Source organism: Acinetobacter sp. Leaf130 (assembly GCF_001423205.1).
In the GTDB taxonomy this organism is placed as follows: domain Bacteria; phylum Pseudomonadota; class Gammaproteobacteria; order Pseudomonadales; family Moraxellaceae; genus Acinetobacter; species Acinetobacter calcoaceticus.
The window spans coordinates 317,191-342,442 of record NZ_LMOE01000001.1; the positions used below are offsets into that span (position 1 = coordinate 317,191).

20 protein-coding genes are annotated in these 25,252 nt (G+C 39.6%); 6 read left to right on the forward strand and 14 right to left on the reverse strand.

Annotated elements, in window-relative coordinates; all coding sequences use genetic code 11:
- The 5 genes from ASF86_RS01360 to ASF86_RS01380 all read right to left on the reverse strand — a co-directional run bounded on the left by ASF86_RS01360 (position 1) and on the right by ASF86_RS01380 (position 6,133).
- On the reverse strand, positions 1–945 hold the full coding sequence (locus ASF86_RS01360) for a PDR/VanB family oxidoreductase (protein ID WP_056478664.1): 945 nt from the start codon (positions 943–945) through the stop codon (positions 1–3).
- A 12-nt stretch (positions 946–957) separates the two neighbouring features.
- Positions 958–2,034 (reverse strand): aromatic ring-hydroxylating oxygenase subunit alpha, encoded by a 1,077-nt coding sequence (locus tag ASF86_RS01365; RefSeq protein ID WP_056478666.1) that lies wholly within the window; start codon positions 2,032–2,034, stop codon positions 958–960.
- 234 nt (positions 2,035–2,268) lie between these two features.
- Positions 2,269–3,456, reverse strand: a complete 1,188-nt coding sequence (locus ASF86_RS01370) for an OprD family outer membrane porin (RefSeq protein ID WP_056478669.1) — start codon at positions 3,454–3,456, stop codon at positions 2,269–2,271.
- Positions 3,457–3,468: 12 nt separating this feature from the next.
- Positions 3,469–4,422: a formylglycine-generating enzyme family protein gene (locus ASF86_RS01375; protein ID WP_081407611.1), complete on the reverse strand. Its 954-nt coding sequence runs from the start codon at positions 4,420–4,422 to the stop codon at positions 3,469–3,471.
- Between the two features lie 25 nt (positions 4,423–4,447).
- On the reverse strand, positions 4,448–6,133 hold the full coding sequence (locus ASF86_RS01380; RefSeq protein WP_056481703.1) for an arylsulfatase: 1,686 nt from the start codon (positions 6,131–6,133) through the stop codon (positions 4,448–4,450).
- A 372-nt stretch (positions 6,134–6,505) separates the two neighbouring features.
- Here ASF86_RS01380 and ASF86_RS01385 point away from each other — a divergent pair, with 372 nt between their 5' ends.
- The 3 genes from ASF86_RS01385 (at position 6,506) to ASF86_RS01395 (ending at position 11,616) form a co-directional block, all read left to right on the forward strand.
- A complete protein-coding gene (locus tag ASF86_RS01385; protein WP_056478674.1) occupies positions 6,506–7,852 on the forward strand; it encodes an MFS transporter in 1,347 nt (448 codons plus the stop codon).
- 32 nt (positions 7,853–7,884) lie between these two features.
- On the forward strand, positions 7,885–9,165 hold the full coding sequence (locus ASF86_RS01390) for an OprD family outer membrane porin (RefSeq protein ID WP_056478676.1): 1,281 nt from the start codon (positions 7,885–7,887) through the stop codon (positions 9,163–9,165).
- A 252-nt stretch (positions 9,166–9,417) separates the two neighbouring features.
- On the forward strand, positions 9,418–11,616 hold the full coding sequence (locus tag ASF86_RS01395; protein ID WP_056478678.1) for an OsmC domain/YcaO domain-containing protein: 2,199 nt from the start codon (positions 9,418–9,420) through the stop codon (positions 11,614–11,616).
- Positions 11,617–11,680: 64 nt separating this feature from the next.
- On the opposite strand, the gene ASF86_RS01400 is transcribed toward ASF86_RS01395, so the two are convergent.
- The 4 genes from ASF86_RS01400 to ASF86_RS01415 all read right to left on the reverse strand — a co-directional run bounded on the left by ASF86_RS01400 (position 11,681) and on the right by ASF86_RS01415 (position 16,735).
- Positions 11,681–13,351 carry a GMC family oxidoreductase gene (locus tag ASF86_RS01400; protein ID WP_056478681.1) on the reverse strand — a complete coding sequence of 557 codons (1,671 nt, stop codon included), beginning with the start codon at positions 13,349–13,351 and terminating at the stop codon, positions 11,681–11,683.
- A gap of 28 nt (positions 13,352–13,379) precedes the next feature.
- The gene (locus ASF86_RS01405) at positions 13,380–14,273 is read right to left on the reverse strand and encodes an alpha/beta hydrolase (protein WP_056478682.1); all 894 of its coding nucleotides are present in this window, start codon (positions 14,271–14,273) and stop codon (positions 13,380–13,382) included.
- A 75-nt stretch (positions 14,274–14,348) separates the two neighbouring features.
- Positions 14,349–15,203, reverse strand: a complete 855-nt coding sequence (locus ASF86_RS01410) for an SDR family NAD(P)-dependent oxidoreductase (RefSeq protein WP_056478683.1) — start codon at positions 15,201–15,203, stop codon at positions 14,349–14,351.
- Between the two features lie 44 nt (positions 15,204–15,247).
- Positions 15,248–16,735: a flavin-containing monooxygenase gene (locus ASF86_RS01415; RefSeq protein ID WP_056478684.1), complete on the reverse strand. Its 1,488-nt coding sequence runs from the start codon at positions 16,733–16,735 to the stop codon at positions 15,248–15,250.
- A 136-nt stretch (positions 16,736–16,871) separates the two neighbouring features.
- On the opposite strand from ASF86_RS01415, the gene ASF86_RS01420 reads away from it, so the two are divergent.
- On the forward strand, positions 16,872–17,894 hold the full coding sequence (locus ASF86_RS01420; RefSeq protein WP_056478685.1) for an AraC family transcriptional regulator: 1,023 nt from the start codon (positions 16,872–16,874) through the stop codon (positions 17,892–17,894).
- 2 nt (positions 17,895–17,896) lie between these two features.
- Here the strand turns inward: ASF86_RS01420 and ASF86_RS01425 are convergent, their stop codons facing one another.
- From ASF86_RS01425 to ASF86_RS01440, 4 genes are all read right to left on the reverse strand, one after another.
- Positions 17,897–18,772: a class I SAM-dependent methyltransferase gene (locus ASF86_RS01425; protein ID WP_056478687.1), complete on the reverse strand. Its 876-nt coding sequence runs from the start codon at positions 18,770–18,772 to the stop codon at positions 17,897–17,899.
- A 113-nt stretch (positions 18,773–18,885) separates the two neighbouring features.
- Positions 18,886–20,409, reverse strand: coding sequence for a flavin-containing monooxygenase (locus ASF86_RS01430; protein WP_056478688.1), 1,524 nt, complete (start codon positions 20,407–20,409; stop codon positions 18,886–18,888).
- A 22-nt stretch (positions 20,410–20,431) separates the two neighbouring features.
- A complete protein-coding gene (locus tag ASF86_RS01435; RefSeq protein WP_056478691.1) occupies positions 20,432–21,265 on the reverse strand; it encodes an SDR family NAD(P)-dependent oxidoreductase in 834 nt (277 codons plus the stop codon).
- A gap of 65 nt (positions 21,266–21,330) precedes the next feature.
- Positions 21,331–22,290, reverse strand: coding sequence for a metal-dependent hydrolase (locus tag ASF86_RS01440; protein ID WP_017391594.1), 960 nt, complete (start codon positions 22,288–22,290; stop codon positions 21,331–21,333).
- Positions 22,291–22,815: 525 nt separating this feature from the next.
- Between ASF86_RS01440 and ASF86_RS01445 the strand changes: the two genes are divergently transcribed.
- A complete protein-coding gene (locus ASF86_RS01445) occupies positions 22,816–23,436 on the forward strand; it encodes a TetR/AcrR family transcriptional regulator (protein ID WP_004641989.1) in 621 nt (206 codons plus the stop codon).
- Positions 23,437–23,513: 77 nt separating this feature from the next.
- Here the strand turns inward: ASF86_RS01445 and ASF86_RS01450 are convergent, their stop codons facing one another.
- Entirely contained in the window at positions 23,514–24,236 is a 723-nt protein-coding gene (locus ASF86_RS01450) for a pirin family protein (protein WP_005041968.1), read from the reverse strand.
- A 572-nt stretch (positions 24,237–24,808) separates the two neighbouring features.
- Between ASF86_RS01450 and ASF86_RS01455 the strand changes: the two genes are divergently transcribed.
- The gene (locus ASF86_RS01455; RefSeq protein WP_004641992.1) at positions 24,809–25,036 is read left to right on the forward strand and encodes a hypothetical protein; all 228 of its coding nucleotides are present in this window, start codon (positions 24,809–24,811) and stop codon (positions 25,034–25,036) included.
- The last annotated feature ends 216 nt before the right edge of the window (positions 25,037–25,252 follow it).

Sequence of the window (25,252 nt, forward strand, 5' to 3'; positions counted from 1 at the left end):
TTAAAGCTCAATCACAAGATTTTTAGTTTTTGCACGAGAACAGCAGGGCGTAAATTGGTCGTTCAGCGCATGTTCATCTTCAGTCATAAATAGATCCCGATGATCTGGTGTGCCTTCTACAATGCGAGTAATACACGTTCCGCAAATGCCTTGTTCACACGAAACAGGTATATCAAAACCATTTGCAATTAATGCTTCTGTTGCAGTCTGCTCTGGCAATACTTCAATTCGGCGGCCTGTACCTTTCACTTCAATGGTAAAAGCTTCATCGTTGGACGTATCTACCTTTTGAGCAACAAAATGCTCTTGATGTAACTGTTCATTGTGCCAGCCAGCTTGTTCGGCTGAGCTCATGACAAACTGCATAAATCCTGTAGGCCCACATACATATAAGTGTCTATCTGGTGAACTCTCACCTAAAACCTCTACCATATTACATTCGGTGTCTGGCTGATCTTGAATGTGAAAATGGACTTGGTCACCAAAGTGCTTGGTTAAATTGCCATAGAAGGCAATCATTTCATGACTACGAACAAAGTAATGCAATTCGAAAGGAATATTGACTGACTTAAGTCGATACGCCATCGATAAAATGGGGGTAATGCCAATACCACCAGCAAATAAAACCGCCTGCTTTGTTTGAGAATGAATTTCAAATAAATTACGTGGTTCACCAATCTTTAAATAGTCGCCTTCACGATATTCAGTATGGATACAGCGTGATCCACCACGTGAATTGGCATCATGTAAAACACCAATTACGTAGCGATGCTTTTCAGTGCAGCAGTTTGAAAGTGAATATTGACGGGTGAGGCCGTTTTTTAGGTGCACATCAATATGTGCACCTGCTTCAAAACTAGGTAGCGCTGTACCATTTGCTGCAACCAATTCAAAAGCACGAATAGTTGGGGTGAGCTGGTGAATTTTTTGGATAATAACGTCCATGTTCATGCTCCTTTAAATAATCCGAATGTTTGGAAACTTCTGTGCGGACGTTTCAGGAGGAGTTTTATTTTCTTCGGCAAGTAGTCGCTCAATCACTTTACGAGACTGTACACCGCCTGCGTCGATGTTAAGCATCAGTAACTTGCGATGTGGATTGTTCAAAATATTTTGCTGTTGTTGCTCAAGCATTTCTAAATCTTCAGTAAAGATTTTGCCTTGGCCTTCACGAATTTGATCGGTGAGTTCAGTATTGTTTGGCTGGAAGTTGCGTGCCATTCCCCAGAAATACCAATGTGAGGTTTCAGTTTCTGGAGTAATAAAGTCCACGACAATTGAGGAAACTTTTTTGTCTTTTGGTGCGTCATAACCGCCATGTCCAGCATGTGCCACACCGACTTCAATATGCACATTACTTGGGGCAAAGAAGTGACAACGTTGCCAACGGTCAACAGGGACATCATCTGCCAAGTGGTTGCCACGAAGGGCCATTTGCCAAAATGGAGGTGCTATAACATTTTCCATATAACGTTCGGTAATGACATGGTCGCCATCTACTTTTGTCACTGGCAATGATTCATCAATCTCTTTTTGACCAATACTGCTTGAGTGAACATAGGTCTCGTGGGTTAAATCCATGAGGTTATCGACCATGAGGCGATAGTCACATTGAATGTGAAACAGACCTCCGCCATAGCTCCATTCAGGATGATCTGCCCATTCTAAAGTTGGGAGTTTTGCTTCATCTGCTAAAGCTTTTTCGCCTGGCCATATCCAAATAAAACCGAATTTTTCAACAACTGCATATGCTTTGTTGCAAGGGAAACCATTTACACGTTGGGCTGGCATTGAGACGGTCTTTCCATCACAGCCCATCACTAAGCCATGATAACCACATACAAGGTTTCCATCTTCGACATAACCCAGTGAAAGTGGGGCACCACGATGCGGACAAAAATCTTCAACGGCTGCAACTTGGTTTTCTTTGCCACGGTAAAAAACGATTTTTTCGCCACAAATGGTGCGACCTAGTGGTTTGTCTTGGATTTCATCTGGACGGCAGGCAACATACCATGCATTTTTAATAAACATTGTGACGACTCCTTATCACTTATTGGATCCAATTTATAATAAATAAAAATATTGGTCAATTGATAAGCATTATATTTTTTAAAAAATATTGATCTTTTGATTTGGTTGTTTTGTATATTTTTAATTGCTATTAGAGACTTTTGAATCTACTTTGAATTTTAGAGGCTAAATTTTTATTCATCTTAATTTGGATCCATAATGGCTATAGTTAAACCATTATGGGGGTGTAGAGATTTAGAAATTAAGCGTGTAGTGAAGCATCATCCGCTGTTCATCCAGACTTTTGCCATGTTTAGTGTCGTAGTTAATATTTAAGAAAAGAAATTTAAGATTTTTAATCCAAGCATTTAGGTCATATTGAATCAACACATCACTTTCTTGCTCAAAATCATTCTGATTCATGGTCTGAAATGAATCTCCATAAATATATTTATAGGTGATTTTTAGACCTTTGATATATTCTTTAAAGTCATACGAAGCAAGGAAATGATAGGATTTTTCATCTGCTTTGGTAAACGCACCTAAGGTCCAGTTAACCATATGCGGGATGGGCATATTGTCGAGTTTTGGAATACCATCTTTGCCAAAGTTTTCTTGATAGCCAATTCCAGTTGTAAAATTGCCATGTTTGATAAAATGCATAGCCCCTACGGATGTATTGTCATATTCACCAAGATTTGATTTACCGACATCGTCGTGTCGAAACACACGTAATTTTGTGGTGTGCTGCTTTGTCCATTGATAATCAAAAGCAAAGTAACTTTGATTGATGAGATCTGTTAAGTAACCATTATAAAATTTCCAATTATATTGAGGCGTTTTCCCATCCCACTGGAAAAAGTAAAGCCCATCAGATTCATGTTTTGAGACGGCAAGTTTGTGGTAGTCCTCCTCATTTTTTGGCGAATAACGGTTAATCAAACCCAACTCGAAATTTTGTTGCGGTGTCTTATATTTTAATTCCAAGCCTTTATAGTTCACTCGTAATTGATGTGTGTCGACTTGTGGAGTAAGTGGTGAGTCGGGGGTGATTTCACCTATATTTATGCGAAAGTTTTGATATTCAACTCCAGCACCTAAGCCATATTTAACTTGGTCTTGTGCTTGTTTTTTGGTATTTGCGTCAAAGGGTATGACCATATCATTGGTGTGTTGGTCGTTACTTAGGCGATATGCATATTGGATGCTTGGATTGAGGTGTAGCTGAACCTCATTAAGTTTTGTTGTCCAGTCACCACGATAAATCAAGCCTTGACTCAAGCTATGAGTATCGGGGCTAGTACCATTTTCATATTGTCTGTCGAAGTTGAATGTTTTTAGTGTGAGTGTATTTTGAAAATTAACATCTACTGCACTGTGAGCTAAACAGCAGGCAAGGGCTGTCCCTGAGAAGAAAATCCCATAAATAAAAATATGCTTCATTTTTAAATCCGTTTAAAAGCGTTTTACTGTTCTAAATCCGACATGGCTAGTTGCAAGGTCGAGTTCCTGTGGATGCCTCGCGGCAGCACGATAACGCGCGCAATAATTGGTTGCGCATAAATAAGACCCACCTTTAATCGTGTATTGCAAAATCTGTTCATGACTTTGCCGATATTTCGATGGATCTCCCATGTGGTGATCTCGTGGGCCTGTATAGGGTGTTTGGGTCCATTCCCATACATTGCCAATCAAGTCATACAAACCAAATGGGTTTTTACTAAAACAACCAACAGGCGCAACATCCTTAAAACCATCTTCCTGAACGTTTTTATAAGGAAATTCACCTTGCCAGAAATTGGCTACAATATGGCCTTCGTGGGTGGGGCCAATATCGGAATTTTGTTGAAAACCTTTGGCTGCATATTCCCACTCAAGCTCAGTCGGTAAGTCATGACCCAGCCAGTTTGCATAAGCGTAGGCATCATTCCATGTCACCATGCGAACAGGTTCGTGAGGTGCGGGTTGTTTAGGGTTATTTAAGCCCCATGGATGTTTCCAATTGGCACCTTTTTCAAATCGCCACCATTGTAATTCTTCAACTGGATGATCTGGTTGTACAAACATAGCTGCGCCGCCTTGCTTCTCTGCATCAGTGACATAACCCGTTTCTTTAACAAACTCTTGAAATTGAGCATTGGTGACTTCAGTCGCATCAATTAAAAAAGCGGTAACGGAAGTTGCCTGCAAATTTAATGGGCGTTCATCTTCATAACCTTGTGTGGTGCCTAAAACAATTTTTCCTTGCGGAAGCTTGACCATGCCTGCTTCTTTATTTTTAGGCCAATCCGAAGGAAGGCCCGAATAAGGATTACATTTAGCTTTGCTGCCTAAGTCGGGCAAGGTGGTCTGTTCTAGTTGAGGCGTGGTTTTTTGGCATGCACAAAGTAAGAGGAACGATGAAAGCATCATGATCTGTTTCATCTGGTTTTCTCTACTTTTTGTTGTATTGCTCAAAATCCACAACACCATTTTCGTCTGCATATCTTAAATATTTATCATTTAAGACTTTGACGATCTCAGGATGGGCTGCATAAACATTATGTTGCTCATTAAAATCTGTTTTTAAATTGTAGAGTTCCCAGCCATGGCTCTTAAATTTAGAAGGTGAGTTTTCAACAAGTTTCCATTCGTCAGTTTTAGCGTAGCGGCTGCCATGTAATTCTTTAAAGTCATAATAATTAACAGGACGAATACGGGCAGTATTATCTTTAAACGCAGGGATCAGACTAAAACCAGATGGTTTAATTTTGGTGCTTGAAGTTGGATAAACCTGATTATTTTGAATACCTGCTAGCTCCATCACAGTGGGGAATATATCTCTGACTGTTGCAAAGTTATTGTTAATTCCATGTTGTTTAGAAATCTGAACAGGTGATTTAACAATAAATGGGACTCGTACTCCGCCTTCTGAAGCAGCTGACTTCCAGTGGGTAAATGGTGTGCTGCTCACTTCGGCCCAGCGTGGTCCCATATAAACATATGAGCTGGCGTTGCCTATATTTTCATAGCGATTGTCGGCATCACCCATTGGGAAATTATGATCACCACCTTCAGCGCCGTTATCTGACATAAATACAATTAAAGTATTGTCATATAAATGATGCTTTTTAAGGTATTGAATGACATCGCCCACACGGTCGTCTAATTGGGTAACCATGCCCGCATAAACCTCCATTTTACGTGCTTCGTATTTGCGCTCTTGTGGGGTGAGTTCATTCCAGCTTTTGGTGCCTAAAGCTTGGTTACCACGCTCGACTGGGTATTCTGCATTTGCAGGAATTAATCCTAATTGCTTTTGTCTCTCAAAGCGTTGTTTGCGAATTGCATCGTAGCCTTGATTGTATTTACCTTTGTATAAGTCTCTATAGTGAGCAGGCGCCTGTAGTGGCCAGTGTGGAGCGGTATAGGCTAGGTAGGCAAAAAATGGTTTTTGCGCTTTATTTTTGTCTAAGTATTCAAAAGCTTTTTGTGTAAAAAAATCGGTCGAATAGTAGTTATCAGGCAGTGTGACTTTTTGACCATTTTCAGTATATTGAGCGTTGCGCGGATAGTTTTTTGGTTGGTCTTTAAAATGTAAATCGAAGCCATCGAGCAGAGCAAAAGATTGATCAAAGCCGCGGGCTTTAGGGTTTTGGTCGGGAGCATAGCCTAAGTGCCATTTACCGACCATGAAGGTGTAATAATCTTTTGTCTTTAAAATCTCTGCGAGTGTATAAGCATTTTGCGTTAAATGACCTGAATAGCCATCAATTTTGAGGAGTGCACGCGGGCTATCGGCTCCAACCAATTTTTCTTGTCGTTTTGAAGTTTCATACATCGCACCTAAACCCACCAAGTGGTTATCTGCACCTGTCATAAGCTGTGCACGAGTAGGTGAACACATTGATGAAGCATGAAAATTAAAAAGCATTTTTCCTTGCTTTAATAGGCTATCAATATGAGGGGTTTTAATTTCGCCGCCATAAGCGCCAATATCTGAAAATCCAAGATCATCGGCCAAAATAATCATTATGTTGGGTGGTTGTTGATTTTTTGGAGGTGCTGCTTGCATTGTGTAAAACAATTGGCTGGCAAAAAAAAGTCCCAATGTAAGCTGGCTTACTCTTTTGAGTTTCATAACAACAATCCTTTGAAGTTTCATAAATGCATCTTGCATTTCCTAGAAATAAACTGAGCTTTTTTGGCTAAAAAATGCTCTGGAATCGATCATAATAGATTTTTTAATATGGATCCATAAAAATATTTAAGCTTTCTAATTTTATGTTTTTAATAATTTTATAGTTATATAATTTATGTGTTTATATACTTTTTAATAATCCATTTATAATTTTAGTTGATTTTTTGGATCCAAATATTCAGTATAGAAAAAGAGCAGGATGCTCAAAAAACAAATATTCCTCTAGGTCATTATGGATACGGATGTGCATAACCACCCAATCGCTCATATCAGCAATGTCGTGTGTATGTCTTATCCAAGGGAGATACACAAATGGAAAGAGACGTGCTGAGTGAGATCAATCAAAATAATATGAGCCGCTACCAATGGTTCGTCATTTTGATCTGTATTTGTCTCAATATTATTGATGGCTTTGACGTGATGGTAATGGCATTTACCGCACCGTCCGTGTCAGCAGAATGGTCACTTTCAGGCGCACAAATTGGCTTGTTGCTTAGCTCAGGTCTTTTTGGAATGGCTGCTGGTTCCATTTTTCTTGCACCTTTAGCCGATAAAATTGGTCGTCGTTTACTCATCTTAGTTTGTCTTGTAATTGCTGGTCTTAGCATGTTGGGCTGTGCTTTTGTACAAAGCCACGGCATGTTAGCAGCACTTCGGTTTATTACTGGAATTGGGGTGGGTGGGATTCTTGCGAGTAGTAATGTACTGGCAAGTGAATATGCCAATGCTCGCTGGCGAAGTCTTGCAGTGAGTTTAATGTCTACCGGTTATGGAATTGGTGCAACACTGGGCGGAGTACTATCACTGGCACTGATTGAGCATTTAGGCTGGCGTTCAATCTTTTTAGCAGGTGGAATCACCACCATTGCAATGTTGCTGATCGGCGCATGGTTATTGCCTGAATCTTTAGATTACTTACTCGCGAAACGACCAAAACAGGCATTAGAACGAATCAATACAACTGTAAATCGTATGGGGCTTAACGAACTATCAGTTATGCCGCGCTATGAAAAAATGAGCACGCAAAATGGCAGTGAACTCAGCAAATTATTTGCCGGACAACTGGGATTTCAAACACTTTGCCTTTGGTTTGCATTCTTTTTAGTGATGTTTGGCTTTTACTTTGTCATGAGCTGGACGCCAAAAATTCTTATTTCAATGGGAATGTCACCAGAGCAAGGGGTAAGTACCGGTATTTTAATCAGTATTGGCGGTATTTTCGGTGCAGCCATTATTGGTCTACTCGCATCACGCATAAAAATTTTCTATGCCTTAAGCCTGTTTTTAGGGCTAACCTCGGCATGTGTTTTTCTATTTGTCGCAGTCTCATCTCAAGTCAACATTGCACTCATGGTGGGGTTATTACTCGGCACACTTATTAATGGCTGTGTGGCAGGTTTATATTCTATTTCTCCAACAATTTATGACGCCGAAATCCGTAGTCGTGGTGTGGGTTATGCCATTGGTTTTGGCCGTATTGGGGCAATTTTATCGCCAACGATTGCAGGTATTTTTTTGGATAAAGGTATTGCACCAGCAACGCTTTATGCTTATTACGGTGTGGTCTTTATTTTGGCTATTTTCCTGATTTTAAGTCTGGGTAGTGCTTTTTACCGAAGTAAAAAAGAACAAAACTACTCTCTTAAAACAGCGCCTTAAACCATTAAAAATTAAATAGTTGAGATAAAAAAATGAAAAAGACACCATTGTGGGTGGGGGTATGCTTGTGCCCGTTATTTAGTCAAGTTGTGCATGCGGAGTTTATTGCAGACAGTAAAGCTGAGCTAACACTGCGTAATTTTTACTTTGACCGAGACTATAAAAAAGACCCATATCCCTATACAGCTGCCAGAGATTGGGCGCAGGGTCTAATTTTTAAAGGGCAGTCTGGTTATACCGAAGGGACAGTTGGATTCGGTGTTGATGTACTGGCAATGGCGGGTTTTAACCTGATGGGAAGTCGCGCTGATGACTATGCACGTAGTGGCTTATTGCCCGTCAATACTGATAACTCTCGTGACGATTATTATGGAAAAATTGGTATTACAGGGAAGGCTAAATTTAGAAAAAATGAGCTTTTTGTGGGTGATCTGGTTCCACAATTGCCGACCATATTTTCATCGCCAGCCCGTTTGTTCCCCCAGACTTATCGCGGTATTCGCTTTGTTTCAAATGAAATTCCAAATCTTCAACTCGAAGGGTTTTATGTCGACGAAGTACGGCAGCGCGATTCAATTCGCTTTACAGATGTTGGAACGGACAATATCAACCGTCGTTTTGACAAGGCGGCAACCACTGATTCTTTTTACACGCTGGGAGGAAGTTATCAGTTAAAGGATTACCGTTTACGTGCCTACCATGCTGAACTCAAAGACATTTACCAGCAACAATTTTTGGGCTTTAACGGAAAACAGCCTTTAAATGACCAGCTTAATTTTTTAAGTGACGTGCGTTTTTTTAATAGTGAAGAAACTGGAAGCAAAAAAATAGGAGAGGTCGATAACCGCCATATGAGTGGTTTATTTGGTTTGAACTATCAAAACCATACGGTTTCTTTGGGCTATATGCAGTCGTTTGGCTCGACAGGTCTGCCATTTTTGTCGGGAACAGAAAGTCCGGTCGTGCTTGATTTTATGAGTTCGGATTATTCAAATAAAGACGAAAAAGTCTATTCGATTCGTTATGAATATGACTTTAAAAATGCCCGATTAGGCGATGTTTCATTAAATGGACTGCGCTTTATGACCCGCTATGCAAAAGGCGAAGATATTGATTTGCTGCAATATGGTGATCAGCGTTTTAAAGAAGAGTCGATGGAGTTTGATTTGGGCTATAAAATCCCTGAAGGGAAATTAAAAGGCCTAGGCATGCGAGCTCGTTTTTCTCACTATCGCAACGATATGCCAAGCAATATGACATTTCACTCGGCAAATGAAACACGGTTGAATGTTGATTACACCTTTAAATTTTAATGCTCAATATTTAAGTAAATTAAAGACAAGTTAAAGCATTGTGAGCATCAATGTTTTAACTTTAGTTATCAACTTCACAAAATCACTCTATAATACCGCCAATCTTATTAAAGCCAATTGAGTCGTTCATTAAACACATGGCTTTAATCTCTCATTTTTTTAAGTCAATTTCTTCGCTGTGATTCGGCTTATATTTCAATATTTAGAATTTTATGTGTCTGTGCTGACACATAAAAGTATTTAGGTGCCAGCATGGAAATCAAGGTTAATTATCTCGACAATCTTCGACAGGAAGCAAAGTTCGACGACTTTACGGTAATTGCCGATCAACCAATTCGCTACAAGGGTGACGGTTCGGCACCGGGCCCATTTGACTATTTTTTAGCATCTTCCGCATTGTGTGCAGCGTACTTTGTAAAAGTGTATTGTGCAGCTCGAGATATCCCAACTGATAATATTCGTTTATCGCAAAATAATATTGTTGATCCTGAAAACCGCTACAAGCAAACGTTTAAAATTCAGATTGAATTACCAGCCGATATTTCAGAGAAAGATCGCCAAGGGATTTTACGTTCAATCGACCGTTGTACTGTTAAAAAAGTCATTCAAACTGGCCCTGAGTTTATTATTGAAGAAGTTGAAAGTATTGATGCAGATGCGCAAGCATTGTTATTGCCAAGCTTAACTTCAGAAAGCCATACCTATATTCAGGGTAAAGACCTGCCATTAGAAGAAACCATTGCCAATATGTCTGCCATTTTGGCGAATTTGGGCATGAAAATTGAAATCGCATCTTGGCGTAATATTGTTCCGAATGTATGGTCATTGCATATCCGCGATGCACAGTCTCCGATGTGTTTTACCAATGGTAAAGGTGCAACTAAAGAAAGTGCTTTGGCGTCTGCATTAGGCGAGTTTATCGAGCGCCTTAACTGTAACTTCTTCTATAACGACCAGTTCTGGGGTGAAGAGATTGCCAATGCTGAATTTGTGCATTATCCAGATGAAAAATGGTTTAAACCAGGTCCAAATGGTGAATTACCTAAAGAAATCTTAGATGAATACTGTCTTGAGATTTATAACCCAGATGATGAATTACTTGGTACGCATTTATATGACACCAATTCAGGTAACATAGAGCGTGGAATTTGTTCGCTGCCTTTTGTACGTCAGTCTGACGATGAAGTTGTATATTTCCCATCAAATTTAATTGAAAACTTGTACCTAAGTAATGGTATGAGTGCAGGTAATACTTTGGCTGAAGCCCAAGTTCAATGCTTGTCAGAAATTTTTGAACGTGCTGTAAAACGTGAAATTTTAGAAGGTGAAATTGCACTTCCAGATGTACCTGAAGAAGTATTAGCAAAATACCCAAGTATTGTTGCTGGTATTAAAGGTTTAGAAGAACAAGGCTTTCCTGTTCTCGTTAAAGATGCATCGTTAGGTGGTCAGTTCCCTGTAATGTGTGTGACTTTAATGAACCCGCGTACGGGTGGTGTTTTTGCATCGTTTGGCGCACATCCAAGTTTTGAAGTTGCTTTAGAGCGTAGTTTGACTGAGCTGCTTCAAGGTCGTAGTTTTGAAGGCTTAAATGATTTACCACAACCGACTTTCCAAAGTAATGCGGTGACTGAGCCAAATAACTTTGTTGAGCATTTTATTGACTCAAGCGGTTTGGTATCTTGGCGTTTCTTTAGTTCTAAATCTGACTATGACTTTGTTGAATGGGATTTTTCTGGAGAGGGCGAAGAGTCGAATGCAGACGAAGCTGCCACATTGTTCGGTATTCTTGAAGAGATGGGCAAAGAAGTTTATATGGCAGTGTATGAGCACCTAGGTGCGACCGCTTGCCGTATTTTAGTACCGGATTATTCAGAAATTTATCTCGTTGAAGATTTGATTTGGGATAATACCAATAAAGCACTTTCATTCCGTGAAGATATTCTAAATCTGCATCGTTTGGATGATGAACAGCTTGAGGCATTGGTTGAGCGCTTAGAAGAATGTGAGCTAGACGATTACACTGAAATCACCACACTCATTGGCATCGAGTTTGATGACAATACTGTTTGGGGACAGCTCACGATTTTAGAGTTAAAATTGTTGATTTACGTTGCTTTGCAGCAATTTGAAGAGGCAAAAGAGTTAGTCGAAACTTACCTGCAATATAACACCAACACCGTTGAGCGTGGTTTGTTCTATCAGTGCATGAACGTGGTGCTTGAAGTCATGTTAGATGATGAGCTAGAGCTTGAAGACTACCTGATTAACTTCCGTCGTATGTTTGGTGACATACGAATGGAGGCAGTATTAGGTTCTGTCGATGGTAGCATTCGTTTCTATGGTTTAACACCAACAAGCATGAAACTAGAAGGACTTGATCGACATTTACGTCTGATCGATAGCTATAAAAAATTGCATGCAGCTCGCGCTAAAGCTGTGGCGATGTAATCTAAAAAGCGAAAGAAAAAAGCCTATTTTTAAATAGGCTTTTTTTATAAAACAAATTTCTATTTTAAGCAGATACTTTTGCGATCTCTAAGACTTCTGCCTCTGCGGTATCATCCTGATGTTCGCCCAAAGTGTGTTTAGCCGGAATATAAGACATTGCACGTTCTGCTAAAGCTGTAATGGTGAGACTTGGGTTAACACCTAAATTGGCACCTAACATTGAACCATCTACAACATATAAGTTTTTATAGTTAAAAACGTGATTTTTTCCATCGACCACACCTTGTTCTGGGCTAGAAGCAATGGCACAGCCGCCCATACAGTGTGCAGTAAAAGGTACATTAAACAAAATCTCGGTAATGGTCGTGATGGGATGTCCATTAAACATTTTGGCAACTTTTTCGGTAAAGACATTGGCCTGTGGAATGTAAACCGGTAGCTTTTTACCTTCACTTGATAAAACCTTGCCAAAAGGCCAAAACCAGTTGCGTTTCAGGCGCATGTTAATTGAAGCATCGGCAGTTTGCATCACGAGAAAAATGAGAGTTTGTCGTGCAAAACCAACTGGATTACTCATGCGAAGAAAGATAAATGGATGGGAAATTAATACCCATAACCAATAAAAAATACGTGTCCAACCCGGTTTACCTTTTGCCATGTAGGTACACATGAGACCCATGGCATCAGAACCACTTTGGTAACGAGTTGCTTCAATATGAGTGTCATGGTCGATGTAAATACTTGAACCAATGGCAACACCTTTGCTCATGTCGACATCTTTACCAAAGAAACGAACCCCTAAAATAGATTCGGCATTGGTACGAACTCGATTACCCAAGTCATCGGAAATATTTGGCAGAGAACCAGACTGCTTTAAGCGGAATAACATCTCTTGAGTACCCAAAGAAGATGCCGAGAAAATTACGTTGCGTACTCGCCATGTACGACGCTGTTTATTAAACCATGAGGTTGAGCATTCAGTGGTTACTTCATAGCCATCACTGCCATCTGCTTTGCCATTGAGTGGTTTAACGTCAACAACTTTAGTTTCTTCATAAACCTTGGCGCCATTTTTTTCGGCAAAGTACAAATAGTTTTTATCTAAAGTATTTTTTGCGTTGTGTTTACAACCCGTCATGCACCCGCCACATGCCGTACACGTCGAACGGTCTGGACCTTCACCGTTAAAATATGGGTCGGGGTAGGTTTTGCCGCCTTGTTCACCTTCGGGTGGAAAAAACGTCGCAACACGTGTCGGTTTAAATGTGTGACCCACGCCGACTGCTTCGCCCATTTGTTTAAGCATGTGGTCGGCTGGACCAAAAATTTTATTATCCGTCACCCCAAGCATACGTTCTGCTTCAGCATAGTGCTGTGGCATTTCATTTTTCCAGTCCGCAACATCTGCCCATGTACCTTCGTCCCAAATGTGTTCAGGTGGAACGAGTAGGGTATTGGCATAGGTAATTGAGCCTCCACCTACGGCATTCCCGCAAATAATGGTGACATGGCGGAAAAAGCGCATATTGAAATAGCCGAAAAGCTTCATGCCCGGGCGCCAAATCCAGCGGCGGGAATTCCAGTTATTTTTCGCAAAATCCTCGGCTTTCCAACGACGCCCCATTTCCATTACAGCAACTGAGTAGCCTTTTTCGGTTAGACGGCAAGCAGAAACACTACCACCAAAGCCTGAACCAATAATGAGGTAATCATAGTCATAATTGTTTGTTGCCATGCCGAGGGCTCCTGTCTAGTGATATTTTTTATATTGACTGTGTATGTTTATCAATGAATTGTCCAATGCGCTCAATCGAGTCATTAGATTCTTTTAGTATACCCGCGTGGAACTGAAAAACATGTCCGACTTGGTCATAAATCCTAAAGTTCGTCGGAATACCATATTTTCCAGCTTGTTCAGCAAGGCGTTTTGCATCATCTAATAGAACTTCTTCTGTACCGACATGAATCAAAATAGGCGGTAATCCAGTTAAGTCAGCATAGAGTGGGGAACAGATTGGATCGGTTACTAATTTTTGCGCGCAATAGTTTTTTGCACACCACGCTAACCATTCTTCAGACAGCATTGCATCTTGAGTCGCATGAGTTTTCATCGTGCTTCCAGAGAGGCTTAAATCGACCCAAGGTGAAAGTAAAACTAATGCAGCTGGTAGCGGCAATCCTGCATCCCGAATAGCAATTGCAGTGCTTAAACTGAGTCCGCCACCCGCAGAATCTCCGACAAACACGAGTTTTTTTGGGTCTTGTCCTTGGGTAAGTAGAGCTTGATAGACTGCAACTACATCTTCAATAGCAGCTGGGCTTGAGTGCTCTGGAGCGAGGCGATATTCAGGTAACCAGACTTGAGCTTGAGCTGCGTGTCCGATTTGAGCGGCAAGCTTAGTGTGACTTTTTGAACTGCCAACCACATAGCCACCGCCATGTAAATACAAGATACCCAGCCCTGACTTAGTCATTTTGGGTTGAATATGAACTGTCGGCACTTGAGCAATTATTTGTTTTTTCGTTTTATAACCACGTGGCCCAAGCACAATAGCACTGGCTGCATCGCTACAAAAACGTTGTAGTTTTAGTGGTGTTTTGGGGGATAAAGCTGGACGTAGCGTGGTACGGATGGTCCATGCAAGAAGCTGCTTCATAATAAGAACTCATACTAGAGCTTGTCATTTATCGACCAGCATCTCTTAAAATTAAGAGTATGCTGACCACTATTTTTATTTTGCTGATTTGTTGAGTAGGCGAGTTTGCAACGCGGTTGCTGTTGCAAAAATCTTTTGGTAACCCTGTGGAAGAATACGCTGAATTACATCAACGACTTTTGCATCGGCCCCAATGAGTAAGCGGCGACGGTTTTTACGAACAGCCTCTAAAATTTGTTGAGCAGCTTCGTCAGCAGGGGTGCGCAGTAATTTATCGAAAGCATCTTGGCTTTTAACAGGGTCCATTCCTAAAGACTGGACGCTATTATTCATACGTGCAGCTTTGGCAATATTGGTACGAATACCTCCCGGATGAACACAGGTCGCGCTAACCCCAGCATTTTGCATATCAAGTTCTTGACGCAGCGATTCAGTAAAGCCACGAACAGCAAATTTACTGGCATTATAAGCACTTTGGGTGGGTTGAGCTGTTAAACCAAACATGCTGGAAATATTAATAATATGTCCATCACCACTTTGCTTTAAGAATGGTAAGAATTCTTTGGTGCCATAAACCACACCCCAAAAATTAATACCAATGAGCCATTCAAGATCTTCATAGCTCACACCTTCAGCCGTGCTCCCAATTGCTACACCAGCATTATTAAAAATCAAATTAACTTGGCCATGCTCATTTACAACAGCTTTTGCCCAATCTGCAATTTCAGTACGCTTAGCCACATCAACTTTTTGAGTGGTCACTTTAACTGAGTAGGCTGATAACTGCTCGACAGTTTTGGCTAAGCCAGCTTCACTGATATCGGAAAGTGCCAGATGGCAGCCTTGTTTCGCGAGTGCAATTGCAATTGCTTGTCCAATACCAGAACCCGCACCTGTAACAGCCGCGACTTTGTTCTTAAATGTTTTCATAAAATTCTCCGTTTATTTTTCTCATTTCCTATGGTGAAGCTTGTTTAAGAAATAGCCGAAACCTGAGTGTAGTTTTCCACATCAAAGCGACGAGTGCGTTGACGATACTCAAGGGTAAAACCTGGCCAGTTATTGGTATTCTTGCCATCAGCAGTTTGATACCAACTGGTACAACCTTGTGCCCATACGGTTTTCTTCATTTTTTCTTGAATGTTTTGGTTGAACTCGTGTTGAACTTCCGCACGAACATTAGTGAATAACAACTTATTTTTTATCAGTGTTTGAATGGCATCTAAAATGTAATTCACCTGACTTTCAATCATATAGACAATTGAATTGTGTCCAAGATTGGTATTTGGACCATAAAGCATAAAGAAGTTTGGAAAGCCGCTAACAGTTAAACCGAGATAAGCTTCTGCACCATCTTTCCATGTGTCTTTTAAGGTACGTCCGTCCAATCCGGTGATTTGCATTGGCGCCATAAATTCCGTTGCGGCAAAACCAGTACCATAAATAATGGTATCAACTTCTCGTAGATTTCCGTCCGTATCTAAAACTCCATTTTCAGTAATTTCTTGAATGCCTGTATCAATAACATCTACATGGGGTTGAGTGAGCGTTTCATACCAATGGTTAGAAATTAAAATACGCTTACAGCCAATTGGGTAGTCCGGCATTAAACGGTGACGTAATTTGGAGTCTTTAACCACTTTACGAATATGGCGCTGGAATAGATATTCCACTAGAGGCATTTCATTCAGCGAAGTGGTGAAAGCCAACAGACGAATTTCGTGATGTCCATATTGCAAGGCACGATCTAGACTTTGCAAAATCGGTAATTTGCGGAATGCTTTTTTCTCTAAAGGTTGATAAATCCGATCTGGCTTTGGAATGACGTAAGGTGCCGAACGTTGATAAACATCAAGATGAGCAACCTCTTTAGCAATTTCGGGAACAAACTGAATGGCACTTGCACCTGTACCAATTACAGCAACACGTTTTCCATTTAAATCGTAGTCATGATCCCAACGCGCGGAGTGAAAAGCCTTACCTTTAAAGTTTTCAATACCTTTAAGTTTTGGATAGGCAGGTCGGTTGAGTTGGCCTACAGCGCCCACTAAGAATTCAGCTTCGAACTGTTCACCAGAAGTACTTTGAATGTGCCATACACCTTGTAGGGCATCAAATTCGGCACTAGCTATTTCAGTATTAAGTTGAACATGTGGGCGAATGTCATATTTATCAGCGCAGTGGCGTAAATATTGATAAATCTCTTGAGATGTGCCGTAACGGTTTTTCCAGCCGAGTTCTTGCTCAAAAGAAAAAGAATAAAGATGTGAAGGTACATCGCAAGCAGCGCCTGGATAAGTATTGTCGCGCCAGACACCACCGACATCAGCGGCTTTTTCATACAGGGTAAATTGTTCAAAACCGGCTTGTTTGAGACGAATCGCAAGACCCAAACCACCAAAACCAGTGCCTACAATGGCGATACGTACATTTTTATTTGAATTAGCTGACGAATTAAACATAGGCTGCTCTAAAATCCTTAAAAACAGTGGGCGAAAGAATCGCAATTTCCTGTATGCAGAATAGTCGTTTATTTGCTTGATTTAGAGGATGGATGAGGACAAAATATTGTGATTCGAGGACATTCTGAGCAATACAGTGAAGTATGCATGGGCTTTTGAACGCAGTGTACATAGTGTTCGATTAATGGCTGATTTTGCAGTGGAATCAGGCATTTCTTATCAGACCATTTTAGAAGAGACTGGAATCAGTCAACAGCAATTGCTTGACCCTAATATGGTGGTGACAGGTCAGCAAGAATTGCAGGTTATTCATAACTTGGTTGAGCAGCTTGGAGACAGGCCGACATTAGGCTTAGATGTAGGTACACGCTATCACTTTACAACATTTGGGCCTTTAGGCATGGCCCTCATGAGCAGTGCCAGCATTCGTGAAGCACTTGATTTAGCTTTAACCTATTTTTCACTTACTTTTGCTTTTACCCGATTTCTAGTTTCAGATACAGATGAAGGTATTCGGATTGAGATTGAAGATGAGGGTGTACCACCTTCAGTTCGCCAGTTTATTCTTGAACGGGACGCCGCGGCGCTCATTACGGTGCAACGGGACTTGGTACAAGATAATTTTTGTCAGTATATGGCTTTCGCTTTCCAGCCTAAAACTGAGGTACAACCCTATATCGATTTGTTTGGAATTCTGCCGGAGTTTGGGGCGGCTAAGAACTTTGTTTTACTCGATCCACACAAAGTAGATCAAAAACTACAAATGGCCAATGACCTGATTTTGCATACGGCTGAAGAACAATGTAGGCAAATTCTAGATAGGCGCCAAACACAAAAGAAATTTATTAATTTAGTGCAGCAGCAGTTAATGAGGGTACGAGGGGAAATGCCATCTATGGACATGGTTGCCGATCGTTTGCACTTAAATGCACGTACCTTACGCCGTCATTTGGCTCAAGAAGGCATGACCTTTATTCAAATACGTGAAGAAGTCAGACAGGTTTTAGCAGAACAATATCTGACTTTACCGAAAGCCTCTATTGAGCAAATTGCCGAATGGTTGGGATATGCCGAACCTGCCAGTTTTATTCATGCTTATAAAAGATGGCATGGTAAGACACCGCATGCAGTAAGGTTAAGTGGTAAATCATCAAGCTGAGTTTATTTATTCAAGCGCAAATGCAATAAACGTGTCGCCGAGGTATGGCGAATCTCATCTACTCGTGCACTAAAATAACGCTCAGTAATTGCTTCACCTGATAAATCTTCAACGACCTCAAACCCCATCTGTTCAACTGCGTGATGTAAATCAGTAGGTTTAAATTGACCTAATAATGGTTCTTTGAGCAAATGCGTAAACTGGGCAACACCCATGCTACCAATGCGTTCGATACCAGTTAATTCCTGAAAATCGGTCGAATAGTCGAGTACCACTTCACTACTGTTTGCAGCAAATTCAGCAATACTTTTTAAAGTTTGCAAGGTTGTTTGCGGGTTTAAGTAGTGAGTTGTGCCTAACCACGAAAAAAATGCAGGAGCGGATCGTTCATAGAGACTTCTGGCTAAGGCTTCCGAAATAGACTCTTTTTCAAAATTAATTGCGACAAACTCAACGCTAGCAGGGATATTTCCTAGTTTCTTTAGCTTGGTTTGTTTGGCAGCTTGAGTATCGGGATGATCAACTTCAAAAATTTTCAAAGCAGGGTAATGGTGCGATTCGCGTAGTGCAAAAGAGTCTAGGCCTGCACCAACTAATACATATTGTTGAGTGTTTTGTTGAACTGCCTGATCAAGTAAATCTTCGGCATAACGGGAACGTCCGACCACTTGCCCAGTGAGTAAACCTAAAGTGCGGTTTAAAACCGCAGAATTCATTAATTTAACAAGAAGTGGGCTTGATAGAAGTTTTTTCCAGCCTTTACTCGTCAGCTCAAAAGCATAAGGGTCTGAAAATACAGGGCTGACCGTATTTTTAAAGTGATTTGCACGTAATGCAGCAGCGGCTTCGGCGGTACGACTTGATTGACCTTCTTTCATCTTTATCCTGTTTTTTTATTTCTTGACGATATTCAACGAAGAAGGCAGTGTATTTCATGAAAACCTAAAATACACTGCCTATTTCTTACAACGGATTTGATCAAAATTACAAATTAATGAGTTTTTGTCGTTTGATATGTCACTTCATAATCTTTCAAATCGACGTTTTTCAAACGTTGTTTCAGCTTTTTCAATGACCATGGCCATGCAGCGAAGTTACGGCCGTTGGCATCAAGGTAGTAACTCTTACAACCACCACTATTAAATACAGTTGTTTTTAAGTGCTTTTGTACCAAATCATTATGCTTTTTAATAACTTCGGGCTTAACGTTGAACTTGCTAATACCCTTGTTCTTAATTTTCAATAAGCCATCTACAATATAGTCTAGCTGAGCCTCAGCTAAGCCAATAAAAGAGTCATAAACCAAGACATTCGGTCCTAAAATTAAAAATGCATTCGGCACATTTTCAATGTTGGTACCTAAATAAGCCTCAGGTGAACTATCTTTCCATAAATCTTGTAAACATTGACCTTTTTCATTATGAACACGTTTACCAATTGGCGGATGAGATACCTCAAAACCAGTGCCCCAAATAATTACGTCAACTTCATGGCGTTCACCATTGGCAGCAACAACAGTATTGCCTTCAACTTTCACTAAACCATGAGGAATAAGGCTGGTATTTGGTGCTTGTAGCGCAGGGTAGTAATTGTTAGCAAACAAAATACGCTTACAACCAATATCAAAGTTTGGCGTTACATTTTTACGCAGCACAGGGTCATTAATCTGCAATTTAAGTAATTGCTTACCCAGTACATTTACCGGTTTAAGTGCAAGCGGGTTACGTAAACCAAAGTTAATTGCATTCAGAGTTAACGCTACACTTTTACGCCAGCTTGCTTGAATAGATGGATATTTAGCAATCACTGATTTACTAAATTCGCCCAAGTCTGTGTCTGGTTTTGGTAGAACCCAAGGTGCTGTACGTTGGAACACAAAAAGCTCTTTCGCTTTTGGTTGAATTTGGGGCACAAACTGAATGGCAGATGCACCAGTACCAATCACGGCAATGCGTTTACCTGTCAAATCATAATCATGGTTCCATTTTGCTGAATGGAACATCTCACCTTTAAACGTATCTAAACCTTCAAGACGTGGAATTTGTGCTTCGGTAATTGGACCTGTAGCGAAAATAACAGTTTTAGATAAATACTGACCACTAGTGGTATCAAGTACCCACACATGGCGTGAGTCATCCCATGCGGCGTTCAGCAATTCGTTGTTAAATTCGATTTTAGATGCGACCTTAAACTCATTACTCACATCTTCCAGATAACTTAAAATTTCTGGTTGGCGAGCAAATAAATGGCTCCATTTTGCACTTGGTGCAAACGAGTAAGAATAAAGAGCAGATGGCACATCACAGCCACAGCCCGGATAGGTGTTTTCACGCCATGTTCCACCAACACGGCCAGCTTTTTCAATAATTTTATAATTGGTATAGCCAACTTGATCTAGGCGAATGGCAGTAGCTATACCTGAAATGCCGGCACCTACAATAAAGGTGTCGAAAATGTGGTTGGGTGAATTGACAGCTTTTTTTGCCGATGCATTTGTTTTCATTTGAGCAGTCATATGCGTACTACCTATAAATTTCTTATTTAAATAATTTGTAAGACGTGCCAAGGAACTTGGTATACAAGCTTGGTGATGCACGTTTCATGAGCCAGAATAACTTCGCATCGATTTGAGGAATGGTGTAAAGCTCATTCTGATCAAGGCGGTTCAGTGTTAATTTGGCTACACTATCACTTGTGGTGAGGGCATAATTCATGAGTGCATGGTCTGCAAGCTTTGAATAGCGTCCCGGAATCCGACCATTTTTGATGATATTGGTTGGAACCAAAGTGGGGCAGAGTACATTGACTTTAATATTGAACTTATGCAGCTCGGCGGAAAGCGTTTCTGAAAGCGCGCGTACACCCGCTTTAGTCACGTTATAGGCGGTCATTTCTGGTGCAGCTGTATAAGAGGCAGCGGAAGCAACATTAATAATCGCACCATAACCCAACTTTTTAAATTTTGGCACGAAAGCATGACAACCGTGAATAACACCCCAAAGGTTGATATTCATAACCCAATTCCAGTCTTCGAGTGTCATTTCATCGAATTTTCCGCCCAAACCTACACCTGCATTATTAATGACAAGGGTGACAGGGTGCCCAAGTAAGATCTCAGCAGTTTCTGCTAGATCTGTAACCTGTTCGGAGTTACCGACATCACAACGCATAGCGAAAGCTTTCGCGCCTTGTTGTTCAAGAATTTTTACGGTTTCTTCAGCAGCTTCGAGATTAATGTCTGCACAAACCACACTGCCACCACGTTTTGCCAGTTCAATTGCAAAACTTCGACCAATCCCACTGCCTGCACCTGTCACCACGGCATAAGCTTTTTGGCTTGGTTTAACTTTCTTTTTGCCAAATAAAATCATGATTCATCCATAAATAACTTGAAGATATACCAGCTATCTGTTTGATAGCTGGAAATGCAGGACGATTAAGACATGCGTACTGGTGGGGTAAATTCTTTAACAAAGTAAGGAGCAATTGCACCGCCTTCATTCAGCAATTTCTTTTTGTAGTACTCAAGATATTCAGTCGTATCATGGTCATTTGGGTGAAAGTCTGGACGTAAATAGTCAAGAATTTGACCAATTGTACTTCCGAAAACGCCATCTTTAGGGCCAAAGATTAAACCTACACCACGACGGGCATCTTTCCAGAATTTTAAGGTGAACATCTCTTGCGGTTTTCTTAAAACAGGGACAAATAAGGTCGTCGCAGGAATAAGTCCTAAAATGGTAATTAGAGCAAGGACGAAACCAGAAGCTCGTAATGGGTAGCTGCCATTTAAGATTTGGTAGACATCATAGGCAATATCTTTATGTTCAGATTCTTCAAGCATATGCCACATCCACAAAGCACGGCTCTTCGCATCATCTGAATAATAAAAGTTTTTTTCATGCTTCATCATGTATTCAGCAAGTACTGCGGTAAAATGCTCAATACCCGCCATCATCGATAATTTGAGTGGCTGCGGAAACTTTAAAAACACATATTTAAAGAAGTTCGAGCCAAGAAAACGGTATAGGGCAACAGGATATTCAGCATCTTGAAGTGCATCGTTATATTCATTGTGCAATTTTGAGTGAATTGCTTCTTGACCAATGAGCGAAGTCACTCGCTGTTTTAAGATAGGGTCTTTAATAAACTCACGGTGATGGCGAGCGGTTTCGATCACCAGATCTTCACCATAAGTTAAAAAAACTGAAAGTGTTGCAAAAAACAAGGTGGCAAATTGATTGTCCATATAGAATCTGACATCAATTTCCTTACCATCAAAACCAATATTTAAATGACGGATTGGAATAGTGCTTTTACTGGCAAAATCCGGCAACTCAATTTCACGTTGAAATTTAAGTTTGTTAAATGATTTTTTTACTGTGGTCGAGATCATAGCGACACCTTGAGACAAATCAGTAGTAGTGCATTTTGATGAAAATCAATAAACTTAATGTTCAACAAGGCACTGTAAATTCCATTTTCAAAGCAGAGTGTTCTCTGGATTGACTACGGTGTTGTTGCTCCGTTATTTGTTTGATTATTTGGCTGAATAACGGAAAGAAGAGTTGAGACACACAGAATTTCTCAGTGACTCTTCTTTAATTTTTTCATATTAATCTGACTTTATGTTCGGATTCAATTCGGGTAAATTTTTAAATATATAAAAGTATTTTATAGACATTTCTTGGAATAATATTTTTAATTGATTTGGTTTTATATATTTGAAAAATAATAATTTTAATATGTGTTTTATCTAAGAAAGTAATAAATTAAACCCTGTGTTTATTGAGAGATTAAGCTCTGCTTTTTTGACTTTTTCTTACTAAGTTTGACAACTATTCGGATTTTGTTTTTTTATTTCTACAGAGTCTGATTACATGCTAATCTGACTTTATGTTCGGATTATTGATTAGATCGTATGACCACGCGTAAACCTCGTCAAACTCGAGCCAAAGTTACTGTCGATACTATTATTGAAGCGGGTTTTATTGCAGTGGCGCTTCATGGACCAAGTGGCACCACCACACGTCATATTGCAGAAATTGCAGGGGTGAGTGTCGGATCTTTATATGAATATTTTAAAAATAAAGAAGAAATTTACGATGCGATGAATCACTATTTTGTTCGAGAAATTCTGGACATGATTACGGAACTTACCCCAACTATTTTACAGCTGGAGTTAGAACCTGTTATTGAAATGATTTTTTATACTTTTAGTGATTTATTAAAGAAAAATAACGACCGCTATTTGACTGTTTTACGTTATGCAGGCGAGTTACAGTACGATAAATACATTCCCAAAATTGAGCAGGCTTTAGTGGAAGTCATCATGAAATATATGATGCACAATCCTAAATATTTAAAAATTAATAATTTGGCTGTAATTACCTATATTTGTATTAATAGTGGGATTTTTAATGTGGCGCGGCATCTTATTTTGCCAAACCCTTATATCAGTTTTGATGAAATGGTGCAGGGGTTAACCACTATGATCATGAGTTATATCAATGCAGAGATGTCGCGTTCAGAAGAGCATTGATCACAGTTAGACTTTTTCAATTTGTATAAACACTAAAAAAGCCCTCACATAAAATTTTATGTGAGGGCTTAGCTTCATTATGGCATGGTTGGAACTTCTTCCGGACGCATATCAAAAATCAGAATTTCAGCATGATCACCATTGGTAAACGATAAGTTTCCGCCATCACGGATACGTGCTGCATCACCTGTGTTAAAGGTTTTACCATTGACGTCAACGCGACCTTTGGCAACATGTAGGTACACATATCGACCATCAGGAATCGTAAATTCGGCAGTTTCTTCACCATCAAAAAGACCTGAGTAAATATTAATGTCTTGTTTGATGGATAAAGTTTTTTCACCGCCTTTTGGTGAAATAATCAAATGCAATTTACCGCGTTTGTCTTCTTCATCAATATGAATTTGTTGATAACCTGGATCTGTATTTACTTCATTTGGAACGACCCAAATTTGTAAAAAATGTACGCCTTCTTGCGCAGAATGGTTAAATTCACTATGAGCCACTCCACGACCTGCACTCATTAACTGAATGTCGCCAGGCACAATCACAGAACCTGTACCCATCGAGTCTTTATGCTCTAATGCACCTTCAAGTACATAGGAAATAATTTCCATATTACGGTGAGGGTGAGTACCAAAGCCTTTAGACGGAGCAACATTATCATCATTAATTACAAGTAGATCTGAAAAACCGACTTGTTTCGGGTCCCAATAGTTAGCAAATGAAAAGCTATGTTTTGATTGTAACCAGCCGTGATGTGCTGCGCCACGTTCATGAGATAAACGCATATCAAACATGATCTACTCTCCTAATTTAAATTTTTCTCTGAGTGCAGTTTATCGTAGCGATTATTGTAATAAATCTCTAAAAATGGAAAGCTTGGTACGATTTATAGAACGATAAAATGGAAAGCTATTTCTCAAATAAGAAAAAGGGTTCTTTTAGTTAAAATTGGAATTTTACTTTTAAAGTTAAAGATGAAAAAGGGAAATGGCTAGCTAACCAAACAATTTTAAATATAACAATTGAAAGAAAAATCGATCTTTTTATCTTATTCAGTACATAGAAAATTTAGAGATCTTTCATGCAATATACATATTTGTCTACACTACATATTTAAATGAACTTAATAATGGAAATGAATAAAAAGCTAATATTAAAAATAATTAAACATGAACTGTTTTAAAATAAAGTTACTTTTCAATGGAAATGTTTTGTATTTATCAATCATTGTAGTGATGGATTTAAAATCACCTTTATTTTCATATATTTGAGTAAATGTGTGTTATTGTAAATAAATGTGAAAACATTCACAAAGCTATTTTTTTTTGTTAAGATCATTAACATTAAAAACATAGAGATAATAATAATGATCAATAAAGTATTAATCGTGTTGTGTGTGAGTATCGTCTTTGTATTAGGGTATTGGGCTTATTTAGATACCCAAAATAAAAGACATCAGGAATTGATGCGAATCATTCAAGAAGCAGAACAAAATTTACAAAGTATCGAACGCAATCCTAATCATGCTCATCACAGCAATTTGGCTTCTTATAATTTGCAAGGCTATATAAGCGAGAAAAAAATTATTTTCTAATAATATCGTGCTTTAAATTTCTGATTTTTTGCATCGTCATTGGTCATATCTTTTCATAAATTTTGATCATGTTTCAGTTGAATCTGTTAAACTTATTGAACGTATAGTAAAAAAGCTGCATAGGGGTTATGCAGCTTTTTTGTGTTTCAAGAGGGGCTGTGGTTATTTCCTATGTATGAACTAGAAACCAAATGAGTGGCATATTTGTTGCTTCTT

What these genes read in the sequence shown, in the direction of transcription:
- ASF86_RS01370 (WP_056478669.1), bottom strand. Translation starts at nt 3,456, where the DNA reads ATGAAGCATATTTTTATTTATGGGATTTTCTTCTCAGGGACAGCCCTT.
- ASF86_RS01410 (WP_056478683.1), bottom strand. Translation starts at nt 15,203, where the DNA reads ATGAAAACATTTAAGAACAAAGTCGCGGCTGTTACAGGTGCGGGTTCT.
- ASF86_RS01365 (WP_056478666.1), bottom strand. Translation starts at nt 2,034, where the DNA reads ATGTTTATTAAAAATGCATGGTATGTTGCCTGCCGTCCAGATGAAATC.
- ASF86_RS01360 (WP_056478664.1), bottom strand. Translation starts at nt 945, where the DNA reads ATGGACGTTATTATCCAAAAAATTCACCAGCTCACCCCAACTATTCGT.
- ASF86_RS01390 (WP_056478676.1), top strand. Translation starts at nt 7,885, where the DNA reads ATGAAAAAGACACCATTGTGGGTGGGGGTATGCTTGTGCCCGTTATTT.
- ASF86_RS01380 (WP_056481703.1), bottom strand. Translation starts at nt 6,133, where the DNA reads ATGAAACTCAAAAGAGTAAGCCAGCTTACATTGGGACTTTTTTTTGCC.
- ASF86_RS01405 (WP_056478682.1), bottom strand. Translation starts at nt 14,273, where the DNA reads ATGAAGCAGCTTCTTGCATGGACCATCCGTACCACGCTACGTCCAGCT.
- ASF86_RS01450 (WP_005041968.1), bottom strand. Translation starts at nt 24,236, where the DNA reads ATGTTTGATATGCGTTTATCTCATGAACGTGGCGCAGCACATCACGGC.
- ASF86_RS01395 (WP_056478678.1), top strand. Translation starts at nt 9,418, where the DNA reads ATGGAAATCAAGGTTAATTATCTCGACAATCTTCGACAGGAAGCAAAG.
- ASF86_RS01455 (WP_004641992.1), top strand. Translation starts at nt 24,809, where the DNA reads ATGATCAATAAAGTATTAATCGTGTTGTGTGTGAGTATCGTCTTTGTA.
- ASF86_RS01425 (WP_056478687.1), bottom strand. Translation starts at nt 18,772, where the DNA reads ATGAAAGAAGGTCAATCAAGTCGTACCGCCGAAGCCGCTGCTGCATTA.
- ASF86_RS01430 (WP_056478688.1), bottom strand. Translation starts at nt 20,409, where the DNA reads ATGACTGCTCAAATGAAAACAAATGCATCGGCAAAAAAAGCTGTCAAT.
- ASF86_RS01375 (WP_081407611.1), bottom strand. Translation starts at nt 4,422, where the DNA reads ATGCTTTCATCGTTCCTCTTACTTTGTGCATGCCAAAAAACCACGCCT.
- ASF86_RS01400 (WP_056478681.1), bottom strand. Translation starts at nt 13,351, where the DNA reads ATGGCAACAAACAATTATGACTATGATTACCTCATTATTGGTTCAGGC.
- ASF86_RS01415 (WP_056478684.1), bottom strand. Translation starts at nt 16,735, where the DNA reads ATGTTTAATTCGTCAGCTAATTCAAATAAAAATGTACGTATCGCCATT.
- ASF86_RS01440 (WP_017391594.1), bottom strand. Translation starts at nt 22,290, where the DNA reads ATGATCTCGACCACAGTAAAAAAATCATTTAACAAACTTAAATTTCAA.
- ASF86_RS01445 (WP_004641989.1), top strand. Translation starts at nt 22,816, where the DNA reads ATGACCACGCGTAAACCTCGTCAAACTCGAGCCAAAGTTACTGTCGAT.
- ASF86_RS01435 (WP_056478691.1), bottom strand. Translation starts at nt 21,265, where the DNA reads ATGATTTTATTTGGCAAAAAGAAAGTTAAACCAAGCCAAAAAGCTTAT.
- ASF86_RS01385 (WP_056478674.1), top strand. Translation starts at nt 6,506, where the DNA reads ATGGAAAGAGACGTGCTGAGTGAGATCAATCAAAATAATATGAGCCGC.